Origin of the sequence: Listeria immobilis (genome assembly GCF_014322765.1) — a bacterium.
GTDB classification, from domain to species: Bacteria; Bacillota; Bacilli; order Lactobacillales; family Listeriaceae; genus Listeria; species Listeria immobilis.
Window position 1 is genome coordinate 1 of record NZ_JAASTZ010000014.1, and the last position, 20,959, is coordinate 20,959.

The 20,959-nt window shown below is 35.3% G+C and carries 22 protein-coding genes; all 22 read left to right on the forward strand.

Annotated features, from left to right (window positions below; translation table 11 throughout):
• Positions 1 to 167 precede the first annotated feature (167 nt).
• The 22 genes from HCJ50_RS16105 (at position 168) to HCJ50_RS11070 (ending at position 20,927) form a co-directional block, all read left to right on the forward strand.
• The gene (locus tag HCJ50_RS16105; RefSeq protein WP_143211484.1) at positions 168 to 278 is read left to right on the forward strand and encodes an LPXTG cell wall anchor domain-containing protein; all 111 of its coding nucleotides are present in this window, start codon (positions 168 to 170) and stop codon (positions 276 to 278) included.
• Positions 279 to 858: 580 nt separating this feature from the next.
• Positions 859 to 1,524 carry a CPBP family intramembrane glutamic endopeptidase gene (locus tag HCJ50_RS10970; protein ID WP_185380433.1) on the forward strand — a complete coding sequence of 222 codons (666 nt, stop codon included), beginning with the start codon at positions 859 to 861 and terminating at the stop codon, positions 1,522 to 1,524.
• A gap of 40 nt (positions 1,525 to 1,564) precedes the next feature.
• Positions 1,565 to 2,050, forward strand: a complete 486-nt coding sequence (locus HCJ50_RS10975; protein ID WP_185380434.1) for an LMxysn_1693 family intestinal colonization protein — start codon at positions 1,565 to 1,567, stop codon at positions 2,048 to 2,050.
• A 740-nt stretch (positions 2,051 to 2,790) separates the two neighbouring features.
• Positions 2,791 to 3,189, forward strand: a complete 399-nt coding sequence (locus HCJ50_RS10980; protein ID WP_143211483.1) for a hypothetical protein — start codon at positions 2,791 to 2,793, stop codon at positions 3,187 to 3,189.
• Positions 3,190 to 3,452: 263 nt separating this feature from the next.
• Positions 3,453 to 4,886: a 6-phospho-beta-glucosidase gene (locus tag HCJ50_RS10985; protein ID WP_185395700.1), complete on the forward strand. Its 1,434-nt coding sequence runs from the start codon at positions 3,453 to 3,455 to the stop codon at positions 4,884 to 4,886.
• A 401-nt stretch (positions 4,887 to 5,287) separates the two neighbouring features.
• Positions 5,288 to 7,192, forward strand: a complete 1,905-nt coding sequence (locus HCJ50_RS10990; protein WP_185344332.1) for a beta-glucoside-specific PTS transporter subunit IIABC — start codon at positions 5,288 to 5,290, stop codon at positions 7,190 to 7,192.
• An 81-nt stretch (positions 7,193 to 7,273) separates the two neighbouring features.
• Positions 7,274 to 8,149, forward strand: coding sequence for a S66 family peptidase (locus HCJ50_RS10995; protein ID WP_185344334.1), 876 nt, complete (start codon positions 7,274 to 7,276; stop codon positions 8,147 to 8,149).
• A 232-nt stretch (positions 8,150 to 8,381) separates the two neighbouring features.
• Positions 8,382 to 8,720 carry a DUF4064 domain-containing protein gene (locus tag HCJ50_RS11000; RefSeq protein ID WP_185344336.1) on the forward strand — a complete coding sequence of 113 codons (339 nt, stop codon included), beginning with the start codon at positions 8,382 to 8,384 and terminating at the stop codon, positions 8,718 to 8,720.
• A 376-nt stretch (positions 8,721 to 9,096) separates the two neighbouring features.
• A complete protein-coding gene (gene ptcA, locus HCJ50_RS11005) occupies positions 9,097 to 10,122 on the forward strand; it encodes a putrescine carbamoyltransferase (protein WP_038406361.1) in 1,026 nt (341 codons plus the stop codon).
• Between the two features lie 69 nt (positions 10,123 to 10,191).
• A complete protein-coding gene (locus HCJ50_RS11010; RefSeq protein ID WP_185344564.1) occupies positions 10,192 to 11,577 on the forward strand; it encodes an APC family permease in 1,386 nt (461 codons plus the stop codon).
• On the forward strand, positions 11,564 to 12,658 hold the full coding sequence (gene aguA, locus HCJ50_RS11015; RefSeq protein ID WP_185344338.1) for an agmatine deiminase: 1,095 nt from the start codon (positions 11,564 to 11,566) through the stop codon (positions 12,656 to 12,658). The genes HCJ50_RS11010 and aguA (HCJ50_RS11015) overlap by 14 nt, the downstream gene beginning before the upstream one ends.
• Before the next feature lie 13 nt (positions 12,659 to 12,671).
• Positions 12,672 to 13,613, forward strand: coding sequence for a carbamate kinase (gene arcC / locus HCJ50_RS11020; protein ID WP_185344340.1), 942 nt, complete (start codon positions 12,672 to 12,674; stop codon positions 13,611 to 13,613).
• A 102-nt stretch (positions 13,614 to 13,715) separates the two neighbouring features.
• A complete protein-coding gene (aguA, locus tag HCJ50_RS11025; protein WP_185344342.1) occupies positions 13,716 to 14,825 on the forward strand; it encodes an agmatine deiminase in 1,110 nt (369 codons plus the stop codon).
• A gap of 17 nt (positions 14,826 to 14,842) precedes the next feature.
• Positions 14,843 to 15,622 (forward strand): MurR/RpiR family transcriptional regulator, encoded by a 780-nt coding sequence (locus tag HCJ50_RS11030; protein ID WP_185344344.1) that lies wholly within the window; start codon positions 14,843 to 14,845, stop codon positions 15,620 to 15,622.
• Between the two features lie 100 nt (positions 15,623 to 15,722).
• Positions 15,723 to 16,382, forward strand: coding sequence for a DedA family protein (locus HCJ50_RS11035; RefSeq protein WP_185344346.1), 660 nt, complete (start codon positions 15,723 to 15,725; stop codon positions 16,380 to 16,382).
• 77 nt (positions 16,383 to 16,459) lie between these two features.
• Positions 16,460 to 17,689, forward strand: a complete 1,230-nt coding sequence (gene arcA, locus HCJ50_RS11040) for an arginine deiminase (protein WP_185344348.1) — start codon at positions 16,460 to 16,462, stop codon at positions 17,687 to 17,689.
• A gap of 282 nt (positions 17,690 to 17,971) precedes the next feature.
• Positions 17,972 to 18,265 carry a 30S ribosomal protein S6 gene (rpsF, locus tag HCJ50_RS11045; protein WP_003718123.1) on the forward strand — a complete coding sequence of 98 codons (294 nt, stop codon included), beginning with the start codon at positions 17,972 to 17,974 and terminating at the stop codon, positions 18,263 to 18,265.
• Positions 18,266 to 18,321: 56 nt separating this feature from the next.
• Positions 18,322 to 18,861 (forward strand): single-stranded DNA-binding protein, encoded by a 540-nt coding sequence (gene ssb, locus HCJ50_RS11050; protein ID WP_185344350.1) that lies wholly within the window; start codon positions 18,322 to 18,324, stop codon positions 18,859 to 18,861.
• 43 nt (positions 18,862 to 18,904) lie between these two features.
• Complete coding sequence (gene rpsR / locus HCJ50_RS11055; RefSeq protein WP_003721669.1) at positions 18,905 to 19,144, forward strand: 30S ribosomal protein S18; 240 nt, start codon at positions 18,905 to 18,907, stop codon at positions 19,142 to 19,144.
• Between the two features lie 154 nt (positions 19,145 to 19,298).
• Positions 19,299 to 19,913 (forward strand): PepSY domain-containing protein, encoded by a 615-nt coding sequence (locus HCJ50_RS11060; protein WP_185395699.1) that lies wholly within the window; start codon positions 19,299 to 19,301, stop codon positions 19,911 to 19,913.
• A gap of 254 nt (positions 19,914 to 20,167) precedes the next feature.
• Complete coding sequence (locus HCJ50_RS11065) at positions 20,168 to 20,782, forward strand: accessory gene regulator ArgB-like protein (protein ID WP_185344354.1); 615 nt, start codon at positions 20,168 to 20,170, stop codon at positions 20,780 to 20,782.
• Positions 20,766 to 20,927: a cyclic lactone autoinducer peptide gene (locus HCJ50_RS11070; protein ID WP_185344355.1), complete on the forward strand. Its 162-nt coding sequence runs from the start codon at positions 20,766 to 20,768 to the stop codon at positions 20,925 to 20,927. Before HCJ50_RS11065 ends, HCJ50_RS11070 begins: the two co-directional genes overlap by 17 nt.
• Positions 20,928 to 20,959: the final 32 nt, after the last annotated feature.

Sequence of the window (20,959 nt, forward strand, 5' to 3'; positions counted from 1 at the left end):
TATTCAGTACCGCGAACAGATGACCGCATAAAAAATACCAACCAGATTTCTCTGGTCGGCATTTGGTCTAACTTTTGAAGTGTACCCGAAAGATGATACGAATGAAAATGGGAAAGATAACGGACAGGCCTCAGAAAATAATCAAGTAAAGGTAACCGAAAATAAAGTTGCCAAAAACAGGTGATAACAATCATATGTTGCTCGGAATGTTACTGATTTTAATAGCATTATTTGTTATTAAAATTCCAAAGAAAAGATATAAAGAAGATACCGAATAAAGTAGGAACTGACCTATCAAAATGAGATAGTAAAAACCTTCAGAAATCTATTACAGATTTTCTGCGGGTTTTGTAATGTTTTAAGAATAGAATTTTAGTAGAAATGTTAAACAATTCAATTGATAGAGCTGGGAATTATTTTTAGTAGTTTGGGTTGTGATTGATTGAGCTGCAATACTTACTATGATAGAAAGAGATGTAAACTTTTGCAGTCAGTAAAATAGTTTTTTTCTTCTTTGGGGTGAAAAAATATAACATGGTATGCAGCGAAAAAAACGATTTTCACTTTTAAATGTGAATTACTTAGCTTTTAATGTTCTGTAATTTAGTTAAAATTGAAATCTTTGTGACTATTTGATTTAAAGATGAATAAAATTGTGTATAACTACTGGGAAAGAACTCTTCAAGAACTTTTTGTTGTAAAACCATGCAAACTGAGTTGCGAATTACTCCTAAATTAGCCTGTATTTGCTCATTCATGACAAGAATCGGACATTTCATTACATTTTTGGTTATACATGGGTTTCTTATGATAAAGTAGAACTAGCTTCTAATAACAATAAATCTCAAAGGATGGATTATGAAAAAATATAAATATTTAGCATTTCTAATAGCTCCTCTCCAAATCATACTCCAGTTTGTAATTGTGAATTGGAATGAAACTCACAAAAATTTGTATTGGTTAACTTATTTAGGTATATTCTTACCAATATTACTATGTTTTCTTATTTCTATTTATTTATTTAAAGATGTTTTAAAAAAAGATAGGAAAGACTTAAAAACTAAATGGTGGAAAATGCTCCTTATTGGCGTTATTGGAACTATTATTCTACAGATGATTTTAATTTTCGGAAGTTTAGCTGTTGGAGAAACAACTAATTTTAATGCAGAAACTGCAACTCTAATGCAATTAATTTTTATACTTATATGTTCTATGTATGGGTTGCTTACAGCAGTGACAGAAGAATTATATTTTCGTTATTTGTTCTTTAGTATTTCAAATAAAAAATCAGCTAAAGTTGTACTTTTGTTTATTTCAAGTTTATTATTTGGATTTGCACATTACTGGAGTACAAATAGTTTTGAACAATTAATACCTTATTTTTTTGCTGGATTGTTTTTGGGTTGTATCTACTTAGTCACTAAAAACATATGGTATACAATAATTATCCATTTGATAAATAATTTTTATGCAATTGTTTTACCTGCTATAATGCTATTGGTAAAATATCTTACTTCTGCATAGAATTATCTATAAATTCAATGAGAGAAAGAGGGAGAAAAGAATGAAAAAAATTGTTGGAAAGTTCGTTTTGCCAGTATTAGTTGGAAGTTTTATTGTTTTAGGAGTACCATCGTTAGTATCAGCTCATGAAGAAGATTCTTTTCAAGAAAAAGGAATAATTTTAGATGAAAATCTACTACCAGTATCACTAGATGACTCGATGAATAATACAACTAAAAGTGAACAAATGATAGTGAAAAGTGCAACAGGGTTTCACTATAAAACAATTTCTCACAGTATTAAAAAAATCAGTACAAAAAAGATAAAGATTGAGAATCATAATAAGTCTTATAATATTGGGATACCAGTTGGACCTTTAAGTCTTGGTGTATCAACGGTTCCGATAGGACGTTGTCAATTATCTCAAGTGAAAGCTAATGTAACCGTAAAAGTTAAAAAATACGAAAATGGATCAGGAAAATATGTTGGAACTTACACATATAAAAGTAATGGAGCATCATATAAAGAACATAAAAAAATTAAGTGAAACTAGAACATAAGGACTTTTAAAGATGAGAGTCATATGCATTAGTAAAGTTGTAGGTAGAAAATAATATTAATGAGTAGTTACTGAAGAATGATATAAATTAACTTTTAACCTAAAAATGATAGGAAAGAACATACGTTTACGTTATATGAGCGAGCATATGTTCTTTTTGTTTGGTGGAAATCATTGTACATCTTGATTTGGTAAGCATAGAATAACCAGAGTGTAATCTTATTAAGATTTAGGAGTTACAGATGATAATAAAAGTAGACATTTTGGATAGAATTATTGATAGTGAACTTCATGGATAAAGTTTATTAAATTCGTTGTTTCTAAGATAATACCAATTTAGGTACTATTATAGAATATTCATATATGAAAAAATATGAGCAAATAATTACTGATGACTGTTAGATTTTAATTCATCTAATAGCTAAGTATTACGCTAAAATGATTTTGGATAGATAAGAAGTTTTGAATGAAGTTAGACTATTATGGAATATGTGAATCTGTTAGTTAAAACAATTTAGGAACGAATTTGATTATTATAGGATGTGGAAAGAGATATAGAATTTTATAATTTATTTTTATTTCGTGTTATAACTTAAAAATATACAAAAGAAAAATATGTAGTGAGGGAAGATAACGGAGTATTTTGTTCGAAGTTTTACAAGTGAAAGGGAAGTAAAACCAGAAGGTGATAATAAAAAAATTTATAATCTTAACCAAAGATAATTGGGATGATTATGGTTATAAGACATCTTTTTTTTATTGATTTATTTACGAATGATAAGTTTGAGGAAATAGGAACAATACGAATATTACATAAAGATAAACATAGAACTGGTTCTGTAATTCCAAACCAATTTACTAGATTAAATGATGAATTTATTTCGCTAGGAATGAACAAAGAATTTTATAGTGAAATAATTAATGTTTTAGGAAAAACAAGGGCGCTCTCAGTATTAGAAGAACTACATGATATTTCTATTATTGGGCTGGATAATAATCCTTATTTTGAAATTAACAATCAAGGAATTCAAGATTCTTTTTTTCGAAGTTCAGATGCTAGATACTTATATGAGGAGGTATTGAAGGTTTATTTTACACTCCCTCAGAACAACTTAAAGAAATGGTAATTAGTAAAAAAGAAAAAGAGTTTCTTTTTGCAATCTCAAAAATCAGACTAGATTTATACTTAAAGTGGGAGTCTCTAGAAACTCATTTCTTCTTTATTTCACAAAGGATACAATGATTTTAAAACTCGAATCGATAATAAACCTTATTTTAAACAAAATTTTTAGCTCTTCGAAAAAATTAAAAAAATATTCCTTGCTCTGTAATGCATTACATATTCTATAGTTAAGAAGTAAATTATAAATGTGAGAGGAGATACACAAAAATGACAGAATCAAAATTTCCTAAAGATTTTTTATGGGGTGGAGCAGTTGCTGCAAACCAATGTGAAGGAGCTTATCTTGAAGATGGCAAAGGACTTTCACTTGTAGATATCCTTCCAACAGTAGAGGACGGACGTTGGGAAGCTTTATTCAATCCATCGAAAGCGCTTGCTACAGATTATGGTTTTTACCCAAGTCACGAATCCATTGATTTTTATCATCGTTATAAAGAAGACATTAAATTAATGGCGGATATGGGATTCAAATGTTTCCGGATGTCCATCAGCTGGCCACGTATTTTCCCAAATGGTGATGAAGCGAAACCAAATGAAAAAGGATTAGCATTTTATGATGCAGTTTTTGACGAATGTCATAAATACGGCATCGAACCTATTGTTACAATTAACCATTTTGATACACCACTTGAAGTTTTCAAAAAATATGGTGGGTGGAAAAACCGTAAATGTATTGATTTTTACTTAAATTTCTGTGAAGCGATTTTCACACGTTATAAAGATAAAGTAAAATATTGGATGACATTTAACGAAATTAACATGATTCTTCATCTTCCATACATTGGTGGCGGTTTAGATGTTACTAAGGAAGAAAATCCGGAAGAAGTGAAATATCAAGCGGCGCATCACCAACTAGTTGCATCAGCTCTTGCAACAAAACTTGGTCATGAAATCAACCCAGAAAATCAAATCGGTTGTATGCTTGCTGCGGGAAACACGTACCCAATGACATGTAATCCAGAAGATGTTTGGAAATCAATTGGTGCTGATCGTGAAGGATACTTCTTCATTGATGTTCAATCACGCGGTTACTACCCAAGCTATACAAAACGCTTCTTTAAAGAAAACAACATCAACATCAAAATGGAAGATGGCGATGTAGAAGCACTACGCGATAACACCGTAGATTATATAGCTTTTAGTTACTATTCTTCCCGTCTAACTAGTGCAGATCCTGAGAAAAACAAAGAAACAGAAGGCAACGTATTCGCAACACTAAAAAACCCATACCTAAAAGCAAGCGAATGGGGTTGGCAAATTGATCCACTAGGTCTACGTATTACAATGAATACCATTTATGACCGCTATCAAAAACCACTTTTCATCGTGGAAAATGGCTTAGGTGCAGTGGACACAGTAGAAGAAGACGGTTCAATTAATGATGATTACCGTATCGACTACATGCGCGAACACGTACGCGAAATGGGTGAAGCAATTGAAGACGGCGTAGAACTTCTTGGATACACACCATGGGGCTGCATCGACCTTGTCAGCGCAGGCTCTGGCGAAATGAAAAAACGTTATGGCTTTATCTATGTTGATCGTGATAACAAAGGTAACGGAACACTTGACCGCTCGAAGAAAAAATCATTCGACTGGTATAAAAAAGTAATTGAAACAAATGGTAAAGAAATCGATTAATAATTAAAAAACCCCCATCTTCTAGCGTGAAGGTGGGGGTTTTAAGTGATATTATTTATTGGCATTTTCTTCTTTTTCAATTTTAAAGCCAGACTTAAATAATAGGATATTCAGCAGAAAACAAAGGTAAAACAGCCGGATTATAAAAAAACGGAGAATGCGAAATCTTAGGTTTTAACTTATCTCGAGGACATTAATTCTTCCCAAATAAAATTATTTTTAAAAAAGGCTTGCAACCGTTTTCTTTATATGATATATTTATCTCATCACAAAGGATTGTTACCAATTCATTGGGCAAAACCTAAGCTGATTTGTAGGACACGTTTATACGTGGAGTCCTCGAATGAGCTTAGGTTTTTCTTTTTGCCCAAAAAACCAAAAAGAGGAAGGAAGTCGTCAAAATGAAATATGAACAGTTAGCAAAAGACATTTTGAAAAATGTTGGCGGTAAAGAAAATATCAACAGTGTTTTCCATTGTATTACCAGACTTCGGTTTAAACTGAAAGATGAGAGTATTGCAAACACTAAAGAAATTGAAAAGCTTGATGGAGTTATCTCCGTAATTAAAAGTGGTGGTCAATACCAAGTAGTTATTGGTAACCATGTACCAGATGTATTTAGTGCAGTATTAGCCGTTAGTGGGATCTCTGCTGAAGGTGCTGAAGATAGTAGTTCAGAATCAGGTGGAAATATTTTTAACCGATTTATTGATATGATTTCGGGTGTATTCACTCCAGTTTTAGGTGTATTAGCCGCAACAGGTATGATTAAAGGTTTCACAGCAATGTTCTTAGCATTTGGATGGCTTACCGAAACATCAGGGACTTATATTTTGCTTTATGCAATTGGGGATTGTTTATTCTACTTCTTCCCAATATTCCTAGGTTACACAGCAATGAAAAAATTTGGTGGGAATATATTTATTGGGATGGCTATTGGTGCATCGTTAGTTTATCCGACACTTGCTGGCGTTTCTGCAGGTGATCCAATTTATACTCTTTTCGGAGGTACTATTTTTGAATCTCCAATTCATATAACTTTCTTAGGAATTCCAGTTATCTTGATGTCTTATGCATCTTCTGTTATTCCGATTATCATAGCAGCATACTTTGGTTCTAAAGTTGAAAAAGGTTTCAAAAAAATCGTTCCAGATGTAGTAAAAACATTCGTAGTTCCATTCTGTACATTATTAGTAGTAGTACCACTAACATTCCTAGTTATTGGTCCAATTGCTACATGGGCAGGTCAGTTACTTGGAGCAGGTACCATTTGGGTTTATCATTTAAGTCCAGTTGTTGCTGGTTTACTATTAGGTGGTTTCTGGCAAGTGTTCGTTATTTTTGGACTTCACTGGGGTCTTGTACCAGTGGCAATCAACAACCTCACAGTACTTGGACATGATCCAATTTTAGCAATGACATTCGGAGCATCTTTCGCACAAATCGGTGCGGTACTCGCAGTATTCTTTAAAACTAAAAACACAAAAATTAAATCTCTTAGTATCCCAGCATTTATTTCCGGTATCTTTGGTGTCACTGAGCCAGCGATTTACGGGGTTACTTTACCACTGAAAAAACCATTTATCATGAGCTGTATCGCTGGTGGTATTGGTGGAGGAATTATTGGGTTTGCAGGAGCTCAAAGTTATATTATTGGTGGTCTTGGAATTTTTGGTATTCCGAGTTTCATTAAACCAGGTACAGGAATTGACAGCTCACTTTGGTGGGTGTTCATCGCAATTGCTATCAGCTTTATCCTTGGTTTCATCCTAACTTATGTACTTGGATTCAAAGACCCAGCTGAAGCAGTAGTGGAAGAATCTAACACAGTTGAAGGCGAAACTTTAATCGAACGTGAAACAATTCCAGCTCCAGTAGTTGGCGAAATCGTTACTTTAGCAGACGTAAAAGACGAAGCATTTTCATCCGGCGCACTTGGTAAAGGTGTTGCAATTATCCCTTCTGTAGGACGTGTAGTAGCTCCAGCAGCAGGAACAGTAACAACCATTTTCCCAACAGGTCATGCAGTTGGTATTACAACAAATGACGGTGCAGAAGTACTGATTCACATTGGTATGGACACAGTTCAATTAGAGGGTAAATTCTTCACAGCACATGTTAAACAAGGTGATACGATTGAAAAAGGTCAATTATTAGTTGAATTTGATATTGAAGGCATTAAAGAAGCTGGATATGATGTAACAACTCCAGTAGTCATCACAAACTCAGGTTCCTATCTAGATGTAATGATTACTGATTCTAAAGAAGCTAAATTAGAAGATCGTTTAATCACACTAGTAATTTAATCATACTAATTAAGCAGCTTGGGCGGAAATTGCTCAAGCTGTTTTTTATGTTATACTGAGAAAAAACTAGGTGGTGGAGTTATGTTGAAAACGGGAGATAGTATTGGGATTATTTGTTGTTCTGATGGTAGGAGAGTTGCGGATAAAGAGAGAATTACTGATTTAGTGCGTATTTTAGACGCCGAATTGGGATTGAAAACTCTTTTTGCTAAAACTATTTTTCAAATGGATGACTCGCCGTATAGTGGGACTGCGGAAGAACGGGCGACGGAATTAATGCGATTGTATACAAACCCTGAAATTAAAGCTATTTTTGATATTTCTGGTGGGGATGCTGCGAATCAAATTTTACCTTATCTCGATTTTGATATTATTCGTGAATCTGGAAAGCCTTTCATTGGTTATAGTGATTTAACAGTAATCCTGAATGCTATTTATACAAAAACAAAACAGATGGGATATAATTATTTACTGTTAAACTTAGTTGGAAGCGAGAGCGTATTACAGTTGGAGCAATTCAGACAAGTGTTTTTTGAAAATAGACTAATGATTACTGGAGAATCCATTACTAATTTTGAATGGAGTCATGCAGAGGTAATTGGTGGGAATATTCGTTGTTTTTTAAAGTTAGCTGGGAAAGAATTTATGCCAGATTTTTCAGGCAAACTTATTTTATTAGAAAGCCTAGGAGGAAGAGAGGCCAAAATAGCATCGTATCTGGCCCAATTAGAGCAACTAGGAGCTTTTTCTAAGTGTTCAGGTCTGATTATCGGTGAATATTCAGAAGCCGAAAAGAATGGAGAATACGGCAAAATAGGCCACTTATATCAGGAACTAGGTCTAAAATATAAATTGCCTATTTTTCGCACAGCTGAAATTGGACATAGCGCGGCAGCAAAACCATGCTTAATTGGAGCAAAAGTTAATGTTTCACGTGAAACATTAACAAATTTTTAATAAAATCATCGTTAAATGTTCATATTTAATCGGTAATATAGTATTTGTAAGCAAGGAATGCAATTAGTTTTACTCCCTTTTTGCTAATTGTAAAATTCCTTAAAATCCTAAACTCCCTTTTTGTGGCCGGCGTAATTGCCGGTCTTTTTTTATTTTCTAAGCTGATAACTACCCATTTTTTTGTTAAAATGATAACATAAAAGAAAATGCGTAATTAAAAGGAGTTTTTGTCATGAAAGTTGAAGGATTGCTGGGATTTTTAGGGGCGGCACTTGGTATTGGTTTTAGTTTGATGGTACTGGTTATTCCTGATATTTCACAAGCTTTAGAAGAGGAATCGTTTTTCTTCTATATGTTAACGATTGGTTCGCTTGTGCTTTCAGGTGTTGGGCTTGCTGGTTCGTTTGTAGTGTCGAATAAACCGCGTCTTGGTGGCGCAATGATGGTTGCTGCGGCAATTGGCTGCACAATGTCCATTTCCATAATGTTCTTACTACCAATCGTGCTACTTGCTGTTGGTGGACTAATTGCATTAATCAATTATGAAGAAGCTGCTTCCGTAGAGGAATAAAATTGAAACGCCGTCTGGGCTTACCAGGCGGCGTTTTTTAGTGATTTATTAGGAGGACGAAAAATGAATGGGAAATGAAATTCGCTAATAAATATCAGACATCTTTTCGTAGGATTATTCTTTTCAATTGCTCGCATATTATTATCATATATAGGCTGGAGAAGACCTTTTGATAGCAGGGGTTTTGCCAGTCTCCTTTTTTGCCCATGTCACATGTTACGCAGAATGTAACGAGTTACAGGGTGATTCCGCCTGTTCTTAAAACCTGAAAACGTATTCAAAAATAAGTTTATTTGTACTATGATGAGCATGTGGCAAGGAATTACTCGAGTATGCCCAGATAATATGTAGAAAATAAACTGTTGAGGTGACAAAAATGAACAAAAAAAGAGACTTTATCGATACGAAAGATTTTTCTAAAGAAGAAATACTATTTATGATAGAAATTGGTCGTAAAATGAAAGAATCTATTAAAAATGGTCATTATCCACAACTTTTAAAACATAAAACACTAGGTATGATTTTCGAACAATCATCGACGAGAACACGGGTATCTTTTGAAACAGCGATGACACAACTTGGCGGACATGCTCAGTACTTAGCGCCAGGACAAATTCAACTTGGCGGGCACGAATCAGTAGGTGATACAGCGAAAGTTCTTTCCAGATTGGTAGATATTTTGATGGCACGTGTAGAACGGCATCAAACAGTAGAGGAACTTGCGAATACTGCAGCAATTCCAGTAATCAACGGGATGAGCGATTACAATCACCCAACACAAGAGCTAGGTGATGCGATTACTATGTTTGAACATCTTCCAGCAGGCAAGAAAATTGAGGATTGCAAAATTGTTTTTGTTGGGGATGCTACCCAAGTTTGTGCATCGACCATGTTTATGGCGACTAAATTAGGAATGGATTTTGTTCAATTTGGCCCTAAAGGATTCCAACTAAGAGAAGAACATTTGAAAATTGCCGAAGAAAATTGCAAAGTATCTGGCGGAAGTTATTTAATTACAGAAGATGCGGATATTGCACTTAAAGATGCGGACTTTATTTATACAGATGTATGGTATGGCTTATATGAAGCAGAACTTTCTGAAGAAGAAAGATTGAAAACTTTCTATCCTAAATATCAAGTGAATAAAGAGCTAATTAGTAAAGCGGCCCCACATGTGAAATTTATGCACTGCTTGCCAGCTACTCGTGGTGAAGAAGTGACAGATGAAGTTCTGGATGCGCCTTATTCTGTTGTCATCGATGAAGCAGAAAATAGATTGACTGCGATGAGAGCGCTACTTGTATATTTCATGAATCCATATGTGAAGGAAGCTGGTTTTGCGGTAGCAGAAAAATATGATGCAGAGCTAGAACTATTGCTTAGAAATGGCGCTGGTTTATAAGATACCAAAATAAGGAGGAGAAGAAAGTCTTAATAGCTTTCTTCCCCCCACTTAAAAAAAGGAGTGGGCATTTTGGAAAAAAAGAAATTCAGGTTATTTGATGCAGTTCTTATGGCTGTCTGCGTTGTCTTAGTTGTGGAATCAGCCGCACCGGCAGCAGCGATCGGGTCGTCTCAGTTTTTCTGGTGGATTGCACTCTTAATATTATTTTTCTTACCATATGGGCTTGTCTCAGCAGAACTTGGGACAACCTATGATGATGAGGGCGGGATTTATGATTGGGTGAAACGAGCATTTGGACGAAAATGGGGTGCCAGAGTTGCTTGGCTTTACTGGATTAATTACCCCATTTGGATGGCAAGTTTAGCGGTGTTATTTGTAGAAGTAATTACTCAAATTTTTCCAATATCATTTGGGACGCCGGTTTCGATATTGATTCAACTCGTTTTTGTTTGGATTGTTGTTATTATTAGTTGCTATCCAGTGAGTGATAGTAAATGGATACTTAATATTGCAGCATTTTGTAAAGTAGCGATCATGCTATCTCTTGGTGTGCTTGGAATTTATTTTGCGGTTACAAAAGGGCTTGCAAATGACTTTTCTGGAAAAGCATTGCTTCCTACTTTTGATTTAGAAAGTCTATCTTTTATTTCCGTTATTTTATTTAACTTCTTAGGTTTTGAAGTTGTTACAACGCTTGCAAGTGATATGGAAAATCCGAAAAAACAAATTCCACAAGCAATTATTTATGGTGGTATTTTGATAGCTTTCTTCTATTTATTAGCAGCATTCGGAATGGGGGCAGCAATTCCGACTTCTGAACTTTCTGCATCAGGAGGCTTAATTGATAGCTTTATCATGCTGATTGGTGGAGTTAACCCGTTTGTTATTATTATTGGGATTATGTTTATGTATACACTGGTCGCAAACTTAGTATCATGGGCACTCGGCGTGAACTATGTGGCTATGTATGCATCGAAAAACAAAGATTTACCAGCTGTTTTTGGGAAAACAAATCCGAAAAATGATATGCCAACGGGGACTAGTATTTTAAATGGTGTCGTTGCTTCAGTGTTAATCGTTGCAGCACCTCTTATTCCAAATGAAAATATTTTCTGGGCATTCTTTGCTTTGAATGTCGTTGCTTTACTAGGTTCATACATCTTAATGTTCCCAGCTTTCTTGAAATTACGTAAGGTGGATCCGAACCGCGAACGTCCATTTAAAGTTCCAGGTGGAAAAATTTTACTTTACTTAATGACATTTGTACCAATGATTTTACTTATTATTACGTTAATTTTCTCAGCGGTTCCTTTAAACGGGTCTAGTGCGGAATTGAATGAAAAGATACCAATCTTGATAGGAACAGTTGTAGCAGTTATTGTAGGTGAAGTTTGTATTTGGCTTGCTGGTAAAAGAATCGATAAAGGAGAGATAAAAAATGAAAACGATTGATAGTTCATCTAAAAAAGATGGTTTCAGAATGCCAGGTGAATTTGAAAAACATACTGGTTGCTATATTATTTGGCCAGAACGACCTGATAATTGGCGTTTAGGTGCCAAACCAGCCCAAAAAGCATTTGTGGATGTAGCAACAGCCATTTCAAAATTCGAGCCTGTCACAGTAGTTGCAAGTTCTAGCCAATATGTAAATGCTAGATATATGATTCCTGATGAAATTCGTGTAGTAGAGATGGATAATGATGATGCTTGGGTACGCGACTGTGGTCCAACATTTGTTATTAATGATTCTGGAGATGTTCGTGGTGTGGACTGGTCTTTTAATTCATGGGGCGGTTTAGTGGATGGTTTATATTTCCCGTGGGATAAAGACGACCAAGTGGCTCAAAAAATATGTGAACTCGAACGAAAAGATCGTTATCGTTTAGCGGACTTTGTACTTGAAGGCGGTTCGATTCATGTGGACGGTGAAGGGACACTTGTTACAACAGAAGAATGCCTGCTATCAGAAGGACGTAATCCCCAACTATCGAAAAAACAAATTGAAATGGTACTAAAAGAATATTTAAACTTAGAAAAAATTATTTGGCTAAAAAGAGGTATTTATTTAGATGAAACAAACGGACATGTAGATAATATTTTTAATTATGTTCGTCCAGGTGTTGTTGCGCTTGCGTGGACAGATGATGAGTCTGATCCACAATATGAAATTTCCAAAGAGTGTTTTGATATTTTATCTAATGAAACGGATGCAAAAGGGCGCAAATTGGAAGTCCATAAAATTCATGTGCCAAAACCAATTTTAATTACGGATGAAGAAAGCAAGGGTGTGGATGCGGTAGAAGGAACATTACCGCGTGAGGAAGGCGATCGTTTGGCTGCTAGTTATATTAACTACTATACTGCAAATGGTGGCGTAGTTTTCCCATTATTTGATGATCCAAATGACGAATTAGCACGTGAAAAACTGCAACAGCTTTATCCAGACCGTGAAGTTGTTGGTGTTAAGGCGAGAGAAATTTTACTTGGCGGCGGAAATATTCATTGCATTACGCAACAAGTGCCAAGAGGATAAGGAGAGAGCCATAATGAAGCGAAAAATAGTCGTGGCACTTGGCGGAAATGCAATTTTGTCAAGTGATGCCAGCTCAAAAGCACAACAAAAAGCCTTGGAAGAAACGGCGGAATATTTAGTTCAATTTATTGAAAACGGGGATGACTTAATTATTTCGCATGGGAATGGTCCTCAGGTGGGGAATTTGATGTTGCAACAACACGCGGGTGCGTCAGAAAAAAACCCGGCAATGCCACTTGATACTTGTGTAGCAATGACGCAAGGGAGTATCGGATACTGGATGCAAAACGCACTTGATAAAGCTTTCTTAAAACATGGCATTGATAAAGTAGCCGTTTCTTTAATTACGCAAGTTGTAGTTGATAAGAATGATGCTGCTTTTGAAAATCCAACCAAACCAATTGGGCCATTTTTAAGCAAAGCAGAGGCTGAAAAAGAAATGGCGGAAACAGGTGCCATTTTTCTGGAAGATGCTGGTCGTGGTTACCGTAAAGTTGTACCTTCGCCGCGCCCGCTTAGTATTAAAGAGTATAAAGTTATTAAGCAACTCGTAGATAGTGGAGTCGTAACAATCTCTGCAGGTGGCGGTGGCGTTTCGGTGGTAGAAGAGGGACTGGATTTAACAGGGGTTGAAACGGTTATTGATAAAGACTTTGCATCTGAAAAATTAGCTGAATTAATCGGCGCAGATTTGTTGGTCATTTTAACAGGGGTAGAGAATGTTTATATCAATTACAATCAGCCCAATCAGAAAAAACTCGAAAAAGTAACTGTTTCGGAATTAGAAAAATATATTAGCGAAAAACAATTTGCTGCAGGAAGCATGTTGCCGAAAATCGAGGCAGCTACAGCGTTTGTCAAAGAAAGACCAGATGCTAGAGCTATCATTACTTCGCTTGAAAACATTGGCGCGATGCTTGAACATGAGGCGGGAACGGTAATTGTTGCAGGATAGTAGAATAGAGGCGGAAATCCGGGTAATTTTTACTCGGTTTTTGTCTTGTACAGTTTTATTTCATGTATAATATGGTTAAGATGTTTTAGGAGGAGAATAAGGATGGGACAACGGAATGGGTTGCCAATAGAGGATGGGTTTAGAATGCCTGGAGAATACGAACCTCATGTTGGATGTTTCATGATTTGGCCAGAACGACCTGATAATTGGCGACTTGGGGGGAAACCGGCACAACAAAATTATAAAGATGTAGCCATTGCAATTTCAAAATACGAGCCGGTCACGATGTTTGTATCAGGCAATCAGTATAAAAATGCTCGTAATGCACTACCAGATGCTATTCGCGTTATTGAAATGAGCAATGACGACGCATGGATTCGCGATTATGGACCAAGTTTTTTAATTAATGACAAAGGTGCTATGCGGGGTGTAAACTGGGGATTTAACGCATGGGGAGGGCTTCTTGATGGTCTCTATTTTCCGTGGGATAAAGATAACCAAATGGCAAAAAAAATATGTGATTTAGAAAGAATGGATTATTATTCACCGGAAAATTTTATTTTAGAAGGTTGTTCTATTCATGTAGACGGCGAAGGAACGCTCGTAACAACGGAAGAATGTCTTTTATCAGAGGGGCGAAATCCGCAATTAACTAAAGTTGAAATTGAAGCAACGTTGAAAAAATATTTTAATGTAGAGAAAGTTATCTGGTTAAAACATGGTTTTTATTTAGATGAAACAAATGGACATATTGATAATATTTTTAATTTTGTTGCTCCTGGCGAGGTTGTGCTATCATGGACTGACAACAAAAGCGATCCACAATATGTAATTTCCCGCGAATGTTATGAAATTTTGACTAATGAAACCGATGCAAAAGGAAGAAAAATCAAAATTCATAAATTGTATTGTCCAGATCCAGTATTAATTACACAGGCGGAAAGTGAAGGAGTAGAAGCAATAAATGGAACGTTTCCAAGGCAAGCGGGAGATAGGTTAGCTGCTAGTTATGTGAACTACTACACAGCGAATGGCGCAATTATCTTCCCGCTTTTCGATGATCCAAAAGATAAAGATGCTTCGGAACTACTTGGAAAACTATACCCAGATAGAGAAATTATTGGGATTAAAGCACGTGAGATTTTGTTAGGCGGCGGAAATATTCACTGTATCACGCAACATATCCCTGATAAAACCGCGATGCGTGGATAAAAAGGAGACCTGAAAGTATGGACTTTTTCGAAATTTCCAGCAAGACTGTAGCTTCTCTTACTCGAAATGAACGAATTTTGTTTGATTATGTAGTAAAAAATATGAATTTAATTAAAAACCAAAGTATTCGTGAGGTTTCTGCAGAATGCTTTGTTTCAACAACCACTTTTTTACGTTTTGTACGAAAATTAGGGTTTACCGGATATAGCGAGTTTACAACCGTTCTTAAATTTACTTTACTAGGAAATACGGAACTAAAACCATCTCCGTTTGTTGTGGAACAATCCGATTACCGAGAAGAATACCTAAAAAACATTATGGAATCAGTCCGAGTTTTAGAACCAAGTAAAATCAAGCAAATCACGAAAAAATTAGCCAATAAGCCGAGAATTTATATTTTTGCTAAAGGGTTAAGTAAACATGCAGCAAAATATATCAAATATCTTTATACAATGAGTGGTTTTTTAGTAGAATTTCCAGAAGACTATCAGTACCGACAAGCGGTTCTTCCTCATATTGGCAGTGATGATTTAGTTTTTATCCTTACATACGGCGGACATGATATTGAATTAATACAAACCGCCCAAAAATTGAAAAATCGCAGTTTGACCCCAATGTTGATTTCTATTACTGGTGCAGATAATAATATTATTCAAAATATGAGTGACATTAATTTATATATCTTCACAGATGAAATTGAAATGAACAATTTAGATATTACTTCGCGAATTTCGACCATTGCTATCATGGAACTTGTTTTATATCAGTTTATGGAGGACGAAACTAACGCAAAATAATTTTTGAAAATAGATAAATACATCACAAGTCTGATACACGCTGGGCTATTTTGTGGTAAAATGAACTTTGACTAAAAAAAGAAGAGGAAGTGAGCGCCTGGTGGATTTTATTACCTTCATCATTGATTTTATTTTGCACATTGACGAACATTTAGTGGAGATTATAAATAATTTTGGAATTTGGACTTACATCATTTTATTTTTGATTGTATTTATAGAAACTGGATTAGTAGTATTTCCATTTTTACCAGGGGATTCATTACTTTTTGCTGCGGGAGCTTTATCTGTTTTAGATGGTTCAATTTTACATATTGTCCCACTAATAATCACACTTTGGTTAGCAGCGGTTCTTGGAGATACAGTAAACTATCACATTGGTAAGAAAATCGGAACATCCATACCCGAAGATAGTTGGTTTGGAAAATTAATTAATAAAGAGAAAATGGAAAAAGCAGAGGCATTCTTTAATAAACATGGTGGAAAAACTATTTTTATTGCTAGATTTATGCCATTTATCCGTACTTTCGCGCCATTTGTTGCTGGAGCAAGCCGGATGAATTATCGCTATTTCTTAAATTACAATATTTTAGGAGCAACAGTATGGGTGCTAATTTGTACGTTAGCTGGTTACTTCTTTGGGAATTTCCCAATCGTGAAAGAAAATTTCTCATTAGTAGTTATCGGAATTATCGTTGTATCAGTCATTCCTATGGTTGTATCATATATTAGAAGTAAAATTGGCAAGAAAAGCGCGGAGTAATTTCCGTGTTTTTTTATTTCCCGGGAAATGCACTGAGTAAAAAAATCATTTTTGGGGTAAGTGGATAGGAAGAGGTGATGGAAGTGGAAAATATATTAAATATTACATCTGAAATTGGCCGACTGAAGACCGTTCTTGTAAAAAGACCAGGATCTGAGCTGGAAAATATCACACCAGAATACTTGCAATCTTTACTGTTTGACGATATTCCTTATTTAAAAATGATGCAAAAAGAACATGATTATTTTGTGAAAACAATGCAAGACGCTCAAATCGAAGTTCTATATTTAGAAAAACTAGCTGCTGAAGCTTTACGAGAATCTGGAAATAAAGAAGCATTTCTTACAAAGATGATTCAAGAGTCCAACCAAATGGATGCGAGCGCACTTTATGTTCGAGATTATTTAATGTCTTTTAATGAAGCTGAGATGATCAATAAGCTTATGTCTGGTCTGAAAAAATCAGAAATCCCTGAACGAAAAAAGAAACACCTGAATGAAATGATGGAAAAGCAATATCCATTTTTCCTAGATCCACTTCCAAATCTATATTTTACGCGAGATCCTGCTGCAGTGATTGGAAGTGGCGTGACAATCAATAAGATGTTCCAACCTGCTAGAAGAAGAGAGTCAATGTTTATGGAACTGATTTTGCAACATCACCCAAGATTTAATAAACAAGAAATTCCAATTTGGATTAATAGAGAGGCGCAGTTTCCAATGGAGGGCGGCGATGAATTAATCCTTAATAACGAGACTATCCTTATTGGAGTATCCGAGCGGACTGATGCACGTGCGGTGGAGCAACTGGCAGAAAATTTATTTAGTCGAGGGGCAGAAATCAAGCGTGTGCTAGCTGTTGAAATCCCTGAAACAAGATCATTTATGCATTTAGATACCGTTTTTACAATGGTGAATTTTGATCAATTTACTATCCATCCAGCTATTCAAAATAAGCAAGGTGAACTCAATGTCTATATTTTGGAAAAGAGCGAAAACGGACTAGAAATTACCCCCCGTAAAGACTTTCAACAGGTTATTGCTGAAGTGCTACAGGTACCAGAAGTCGATTTTATTCCTTGTGGTGGAGAAGATGTCATCGTATCGGCAAGAGAACAATGGAACGATGGGGCTAATACACTTGCAATTGCCCCGGGAGAAGTAGTTACATATGATAGAAATCAAGTATCGAATGACCTCTTAAGAAGTGCGGGAATTAATGTCCATGAAGTAATTAGTTCAGAACTTTCTAGAGGTCGTGGTGGTCCTAGATGTATGTCAATGCCAATTGTTCGAGAAAATTTATAAACTGCCACTAAAACATAGAAATACCAACCAAAAAACAACTTTCACAAAAATGATTGTCGTCTGTTTTTTGATATGCTATAGTATTTTCAAACCAGAAATTTTCGAGAAATATCTTGCTGGTTAGTTAGTGCTATGATATAATATTTTATTGTGAGTAATTATAAATTATTCCTTGCTCGCTCTTGATTTGAAGGCTTGCTAAAGGCAGTCAACATTTCAAGGATATGGTATGTTTTCATATCTTATCAGAGCCGCTTAAGACCACAAGGAGGTGTAGAGTAGATGGCTAGAAAGTACGAAATTATGTACATTATTCGCCCTAATATTGAAGAAGATGAGAAAAAAGCTGTTGTTGAACGCTTTGACGGAATCTTAACTGAAAATGGCGCGGAGATCATCGAATCAAAAGAATGGGGTAAACGTCGATTAGCATATGAAATCAATGACTATCGTGACGGTTTTTACCACATCGTGAAATTAAATGCTGATAAAGCAGATTCTATCAACGAATTTGACCGTTTAGCAAAAATTTCTGATGATATCGTTCGTCACATGGTAATTAAAGAAGAAGCTTAAGAATTTATTCAAGGTTTGAGGCCTTGATTTACTAAACGAGAGGAGGTTGGTTTTGCATGATGAATCGTGTTGTACTTGTAGGACGTTTAACGAAAGATCCTGAATTACGTTATACTCCGGCTGGCGTGGCTGTTGCGACTTTTACATTAGCTGTAAATCGTACGTTCACTAACCAACAGGGGGAACGAGAAGCTGACTTTATTAATTGTGTTGTTTGGCGTAAACCAGCAGAAAACGTTGCTAATTTCCTGAAGAAGGGAAGCATGGCAGGTGTTGATGGCCGCGTTCAAACTCGTAATTACGAAGGAAACGACGGCAAACGTGTTTATGTAACAGAAATTGTAGCTGAGAGTGTACAATTCCTTGAACCGCGTAATTCTAATGGCGGTGGCGGAAATAACTATCAAGGCGGCAATAATAACAACAATAATTATAATAACGGCGGAAATAACTTCGGGCAAGCGACTACTAATAACGGTGGATTCGGACAGGACCAGCAACAATCTCAAAATCAAAATTATCAATCCACTAATAATGATCCTTTTGCAAGTGATGGTAAGCCAATCGACATTTCTGATGACGATTTACCATTCTAAAATCATTTTAGCGGTTTGAACTTTAAGATAGGAGGAATTTTCAATGGCTGGAGGACGCAGAGGCGGACGCCGTCGGAAAAAAGTATGTTACTTTACTTCCAATGGTATTACGCATATCGACTATAAAGATGTAGAACTTCTTAAAAAATTCGTTTCCGAACGTGGTAAAATTTTACCTCGTCGTGTAACTGGAACAAGCGCTAAATATCAACGTAAACTTACTGTTGCTATTAAACGCTCACGCCAAATGGCTTTATTACCATTTGTTGCTGAAGAAAAATAAGTTAAATTTAACAGTCTAGAACTCGTTTCTAGGCTATTTTCTTATAAAAATAGACCTTAAGACAATTAAATTTAAGACTTAAGAAGGACGTTTGTGACAAAAGTTCATGTTATTCTTGTTATAGAAATTATAAAACGCACAGGGGGAAACAAATATGTATAAAAAATTAGCAACAGTAGGAGTAGCAGTATTATTAGTAGGGGCCTTGTCAGCATGTAGTTTTAATGATGATAAAGGTACATCTTCAAATAATAGCAATAGTAGCGGAGAGACAAGTAAAAGTAGCAGTAATGATAGTAGTTCAACAGAAAACTTGCAAAACAAAGATTTTGATATGAGTTATGAAGATGCAGTAAATGCTTTTAAAGAAAAACATAGTGATGCAGAAATTTCTAGTATAGAATTAGAAAAAAATCTAGGAAAATATGTGTACACAGTGGACGGTATTTCAGATGATAATGAATACGAAATGAAATTTAACGCAGAAACAAAAGAGCAGCTAAGTGACGAAACGGATCGTCTTGATGGGGAAGATGCCGGTGGAGTTGAAAAAGCTAATGAAAAACTTGACTTAGATGGTATTAAAACGCCAAAAGAAGCAATGGACAAAGCGGTTAGTGAGCAAGCTGGCGAAGTAACAAGTTGGACTATTGAAAGAGAATTAGATACAACTTATTATGAAGTAACAGTAAGACAAGACAACAATAAATATGAAATCAAACTAAATGCAAAAACATTAGATGTTCTTCAAACAGAACAAGACGACTAATAGATATGAAAACAGCCTGTAATTATTATTTTACAGGCTGTTTTTTTGTAAAAATCGACACTAAAATTATATATTAATATAGGAGATTAAGCCCTGATACTATATCTTTTTACTCATTTGAAAATTCTGAATTGTATTCTAAAAAATGCTGATTTTGCCATTTTTTAGTCGTTCATGACAAGAATCGGACATTTCATTACATTTTTGGTTATTATGAGTAAATTCGTTGTAAAATATTAGTGGAGGTGAATTAGTTGAGTAATTTTACTGCAAAAGTACCTTTGTCCGAACGTATAGCAGATGTTTTGATTTCGAAAGATCGCTGGAAAGACGATGAAGAAGGGTATTTAAAAGTAAAATATGGGCTGGAAATAATTTTAATTAATGTCATGAAGTTTGCTATCGTATACGGTATGGCTCTACTTACAGGGGTTTTACTGCAAACAATGACAGTGCATTTGTCGTATTTATGGCTTAGACGGTATTCATTTGGACTGCATGCGACCAAAACATTGAATTGTACAATAATGAGCTTAGCAATGTTTGTGCTCACACCATTGGTTTTTCAAAATATACTTTCTAATAATTGGATTGTTTTAGGCACATTCGCGTTTATACTACTCAACATGTTTTTATTCGCTCCGGCAGACACCGAGAGTTTGCCGTTAATCGGTAAAGAACACCGAAAAAAATTAAAAAGAAAAGCGATGATAGGAACACTGATCTTAACGGGAATCACGTTACTTATACCATTCGCAGAGATGAAAACATTAATCATGATAGGCTCTATGTATCAGGTAGTTAGTATTAATCCAATAACTTACAAACTATTGAGAAGGAGGTATCGGAACTATGAAAAATATGAATAAAACAGTTGGAAGATTCCTTTCTAAAAAGTTAGAAGAACAATCCATGAAAGTTGCGGATTCTTCTATGAGTAAAGCATGTTTTATGTTTGTATATGAACCAAAAAGTCCATTCGTAAAAATGCAAGAAAAAAACGAAAATAAATAAATTTAGAACTGTATAACATCAAAATTCATGCT

Bases quoted from the DNA above. Each gene is read 5' to 3' on its own strand.
- HCJ50_RS10970 (WP_185380433.1), top strand. From the start codon at position 859: ATGAAAAAATATAAATATTTAGCATTTCTAATAGCTCCTCTCCAAATC.
- HCJ50_RS10975 (WP_185380434.1), top strand. From the start codon at position 1,565: ATGAAAAAAATTGTTGGAAAGTTCGTTTTGCCAGTATTAGTTGGAAGT.
- HCJ50_RS10980 (WP_143211483.1), top strand. From the start codon at position 2,791: ATGATTATGGTTATAAGACATCTTTTTTTTATTGATTTATTTACGAAT.
- HCJ50_RS10985 (WP_185395700.1), top strand. From the start codon at position 3,453: ATGACAGAATCAAAATTTCCTAAAGATTTTTTATGGGGTGGAGCAGTT.
- HCJ50_RS10990 (WP_185344332.1), top strand. From the start codon at position 5,288: ATGAAATATGAACAGTTAGCAAAAGACATTTTGAAAAATGTTGGCGGT.
- HCJ50_RS10995 (WP_185344334.1), top strand. From the start codon at position 7,274: ATGTTGAAAACGGGAGATAGTATTGGGATTATTTGTTGTTCTGATGGT.
- HCJ50_RS11000 (WP_185344336.1), top strand. From the start codon at position 8,382: ATGAAAGTTGAAGGATTGCTGGGATTTTTAGGGGCGGCACTTGGTATT.
- ptcA (WP_038406361.1), top strand. From the start codon at position 9,097: ATGAACAAAAAAAGAGACTTTATCGATACGAAAGATTTTTCTAAAGAA.
- aguA (WP_185344338.1), top strand. From the start codon at position 11,564: ATGAAAACGATTGATAGTTCATCTAAAAAAGATGGTTTCAGAATGCCA.
- arcC (WP_185344340.1), top strand. From the start codon at position 12,672: ATGAAGCGAAAAATAGTCGTGGCACTTGGCGGAAATGCAATTTTGTCA.
- aguA (WP_185344342.1), top strand. From the start codon at position 13,716: ATGGGACAACGGAATGGGTTGCCAATAGAGGATGGGTTTAGAATGCCT.
- HCJ50_RS11030 (WP_185344344.1), top strand. From the start codon at position 14,843: ATGGACTTTTTCGAAATTTCCAGCAAGACTGTAGCTTCTCTTACTCGA.
- arcA (WP_185344348.1), top strand. From the start codon at position 16,460: ATGGAAGTGGAAAATATATTAAATATTACATCTGAAATTGGCCGACTG.
- rpsF (WP_003718123.1), top strand. From the start codon at position 17,972: ATGGCTAGAAAGTACGAAATTATGTACATTATTCGCCCTAATATTGAA.
- ssb (WP_185344350.1), top strand. From the start codon at position 18,322: ATGATGAATCGTGTTGTACTTGTAGGACGTTTAACGAAAGATCCTGAA.
- rpsR (WP_003721669.1), top strand. From the start codon at position 18,905: ATGGCTGGAGGACGCAGAGGCGGACGCCGTCGGAAAAAAGTATGTTAC.
- HCJ50_RS11060 (WP_185395699.1), top strand. From the start codon at position 19,299: ATGTATAAAAAATTAGCAACAGTAGGAGTAGCAGTATTATTAGTAGGG.
- HCJ50_RS11070 (WP_185344355.1), top strand. From the start codon at position 20,766: ATGAAAAATATGAATAAAACAGTTGGAAGATTCCTTTCTAAAAAGTTA.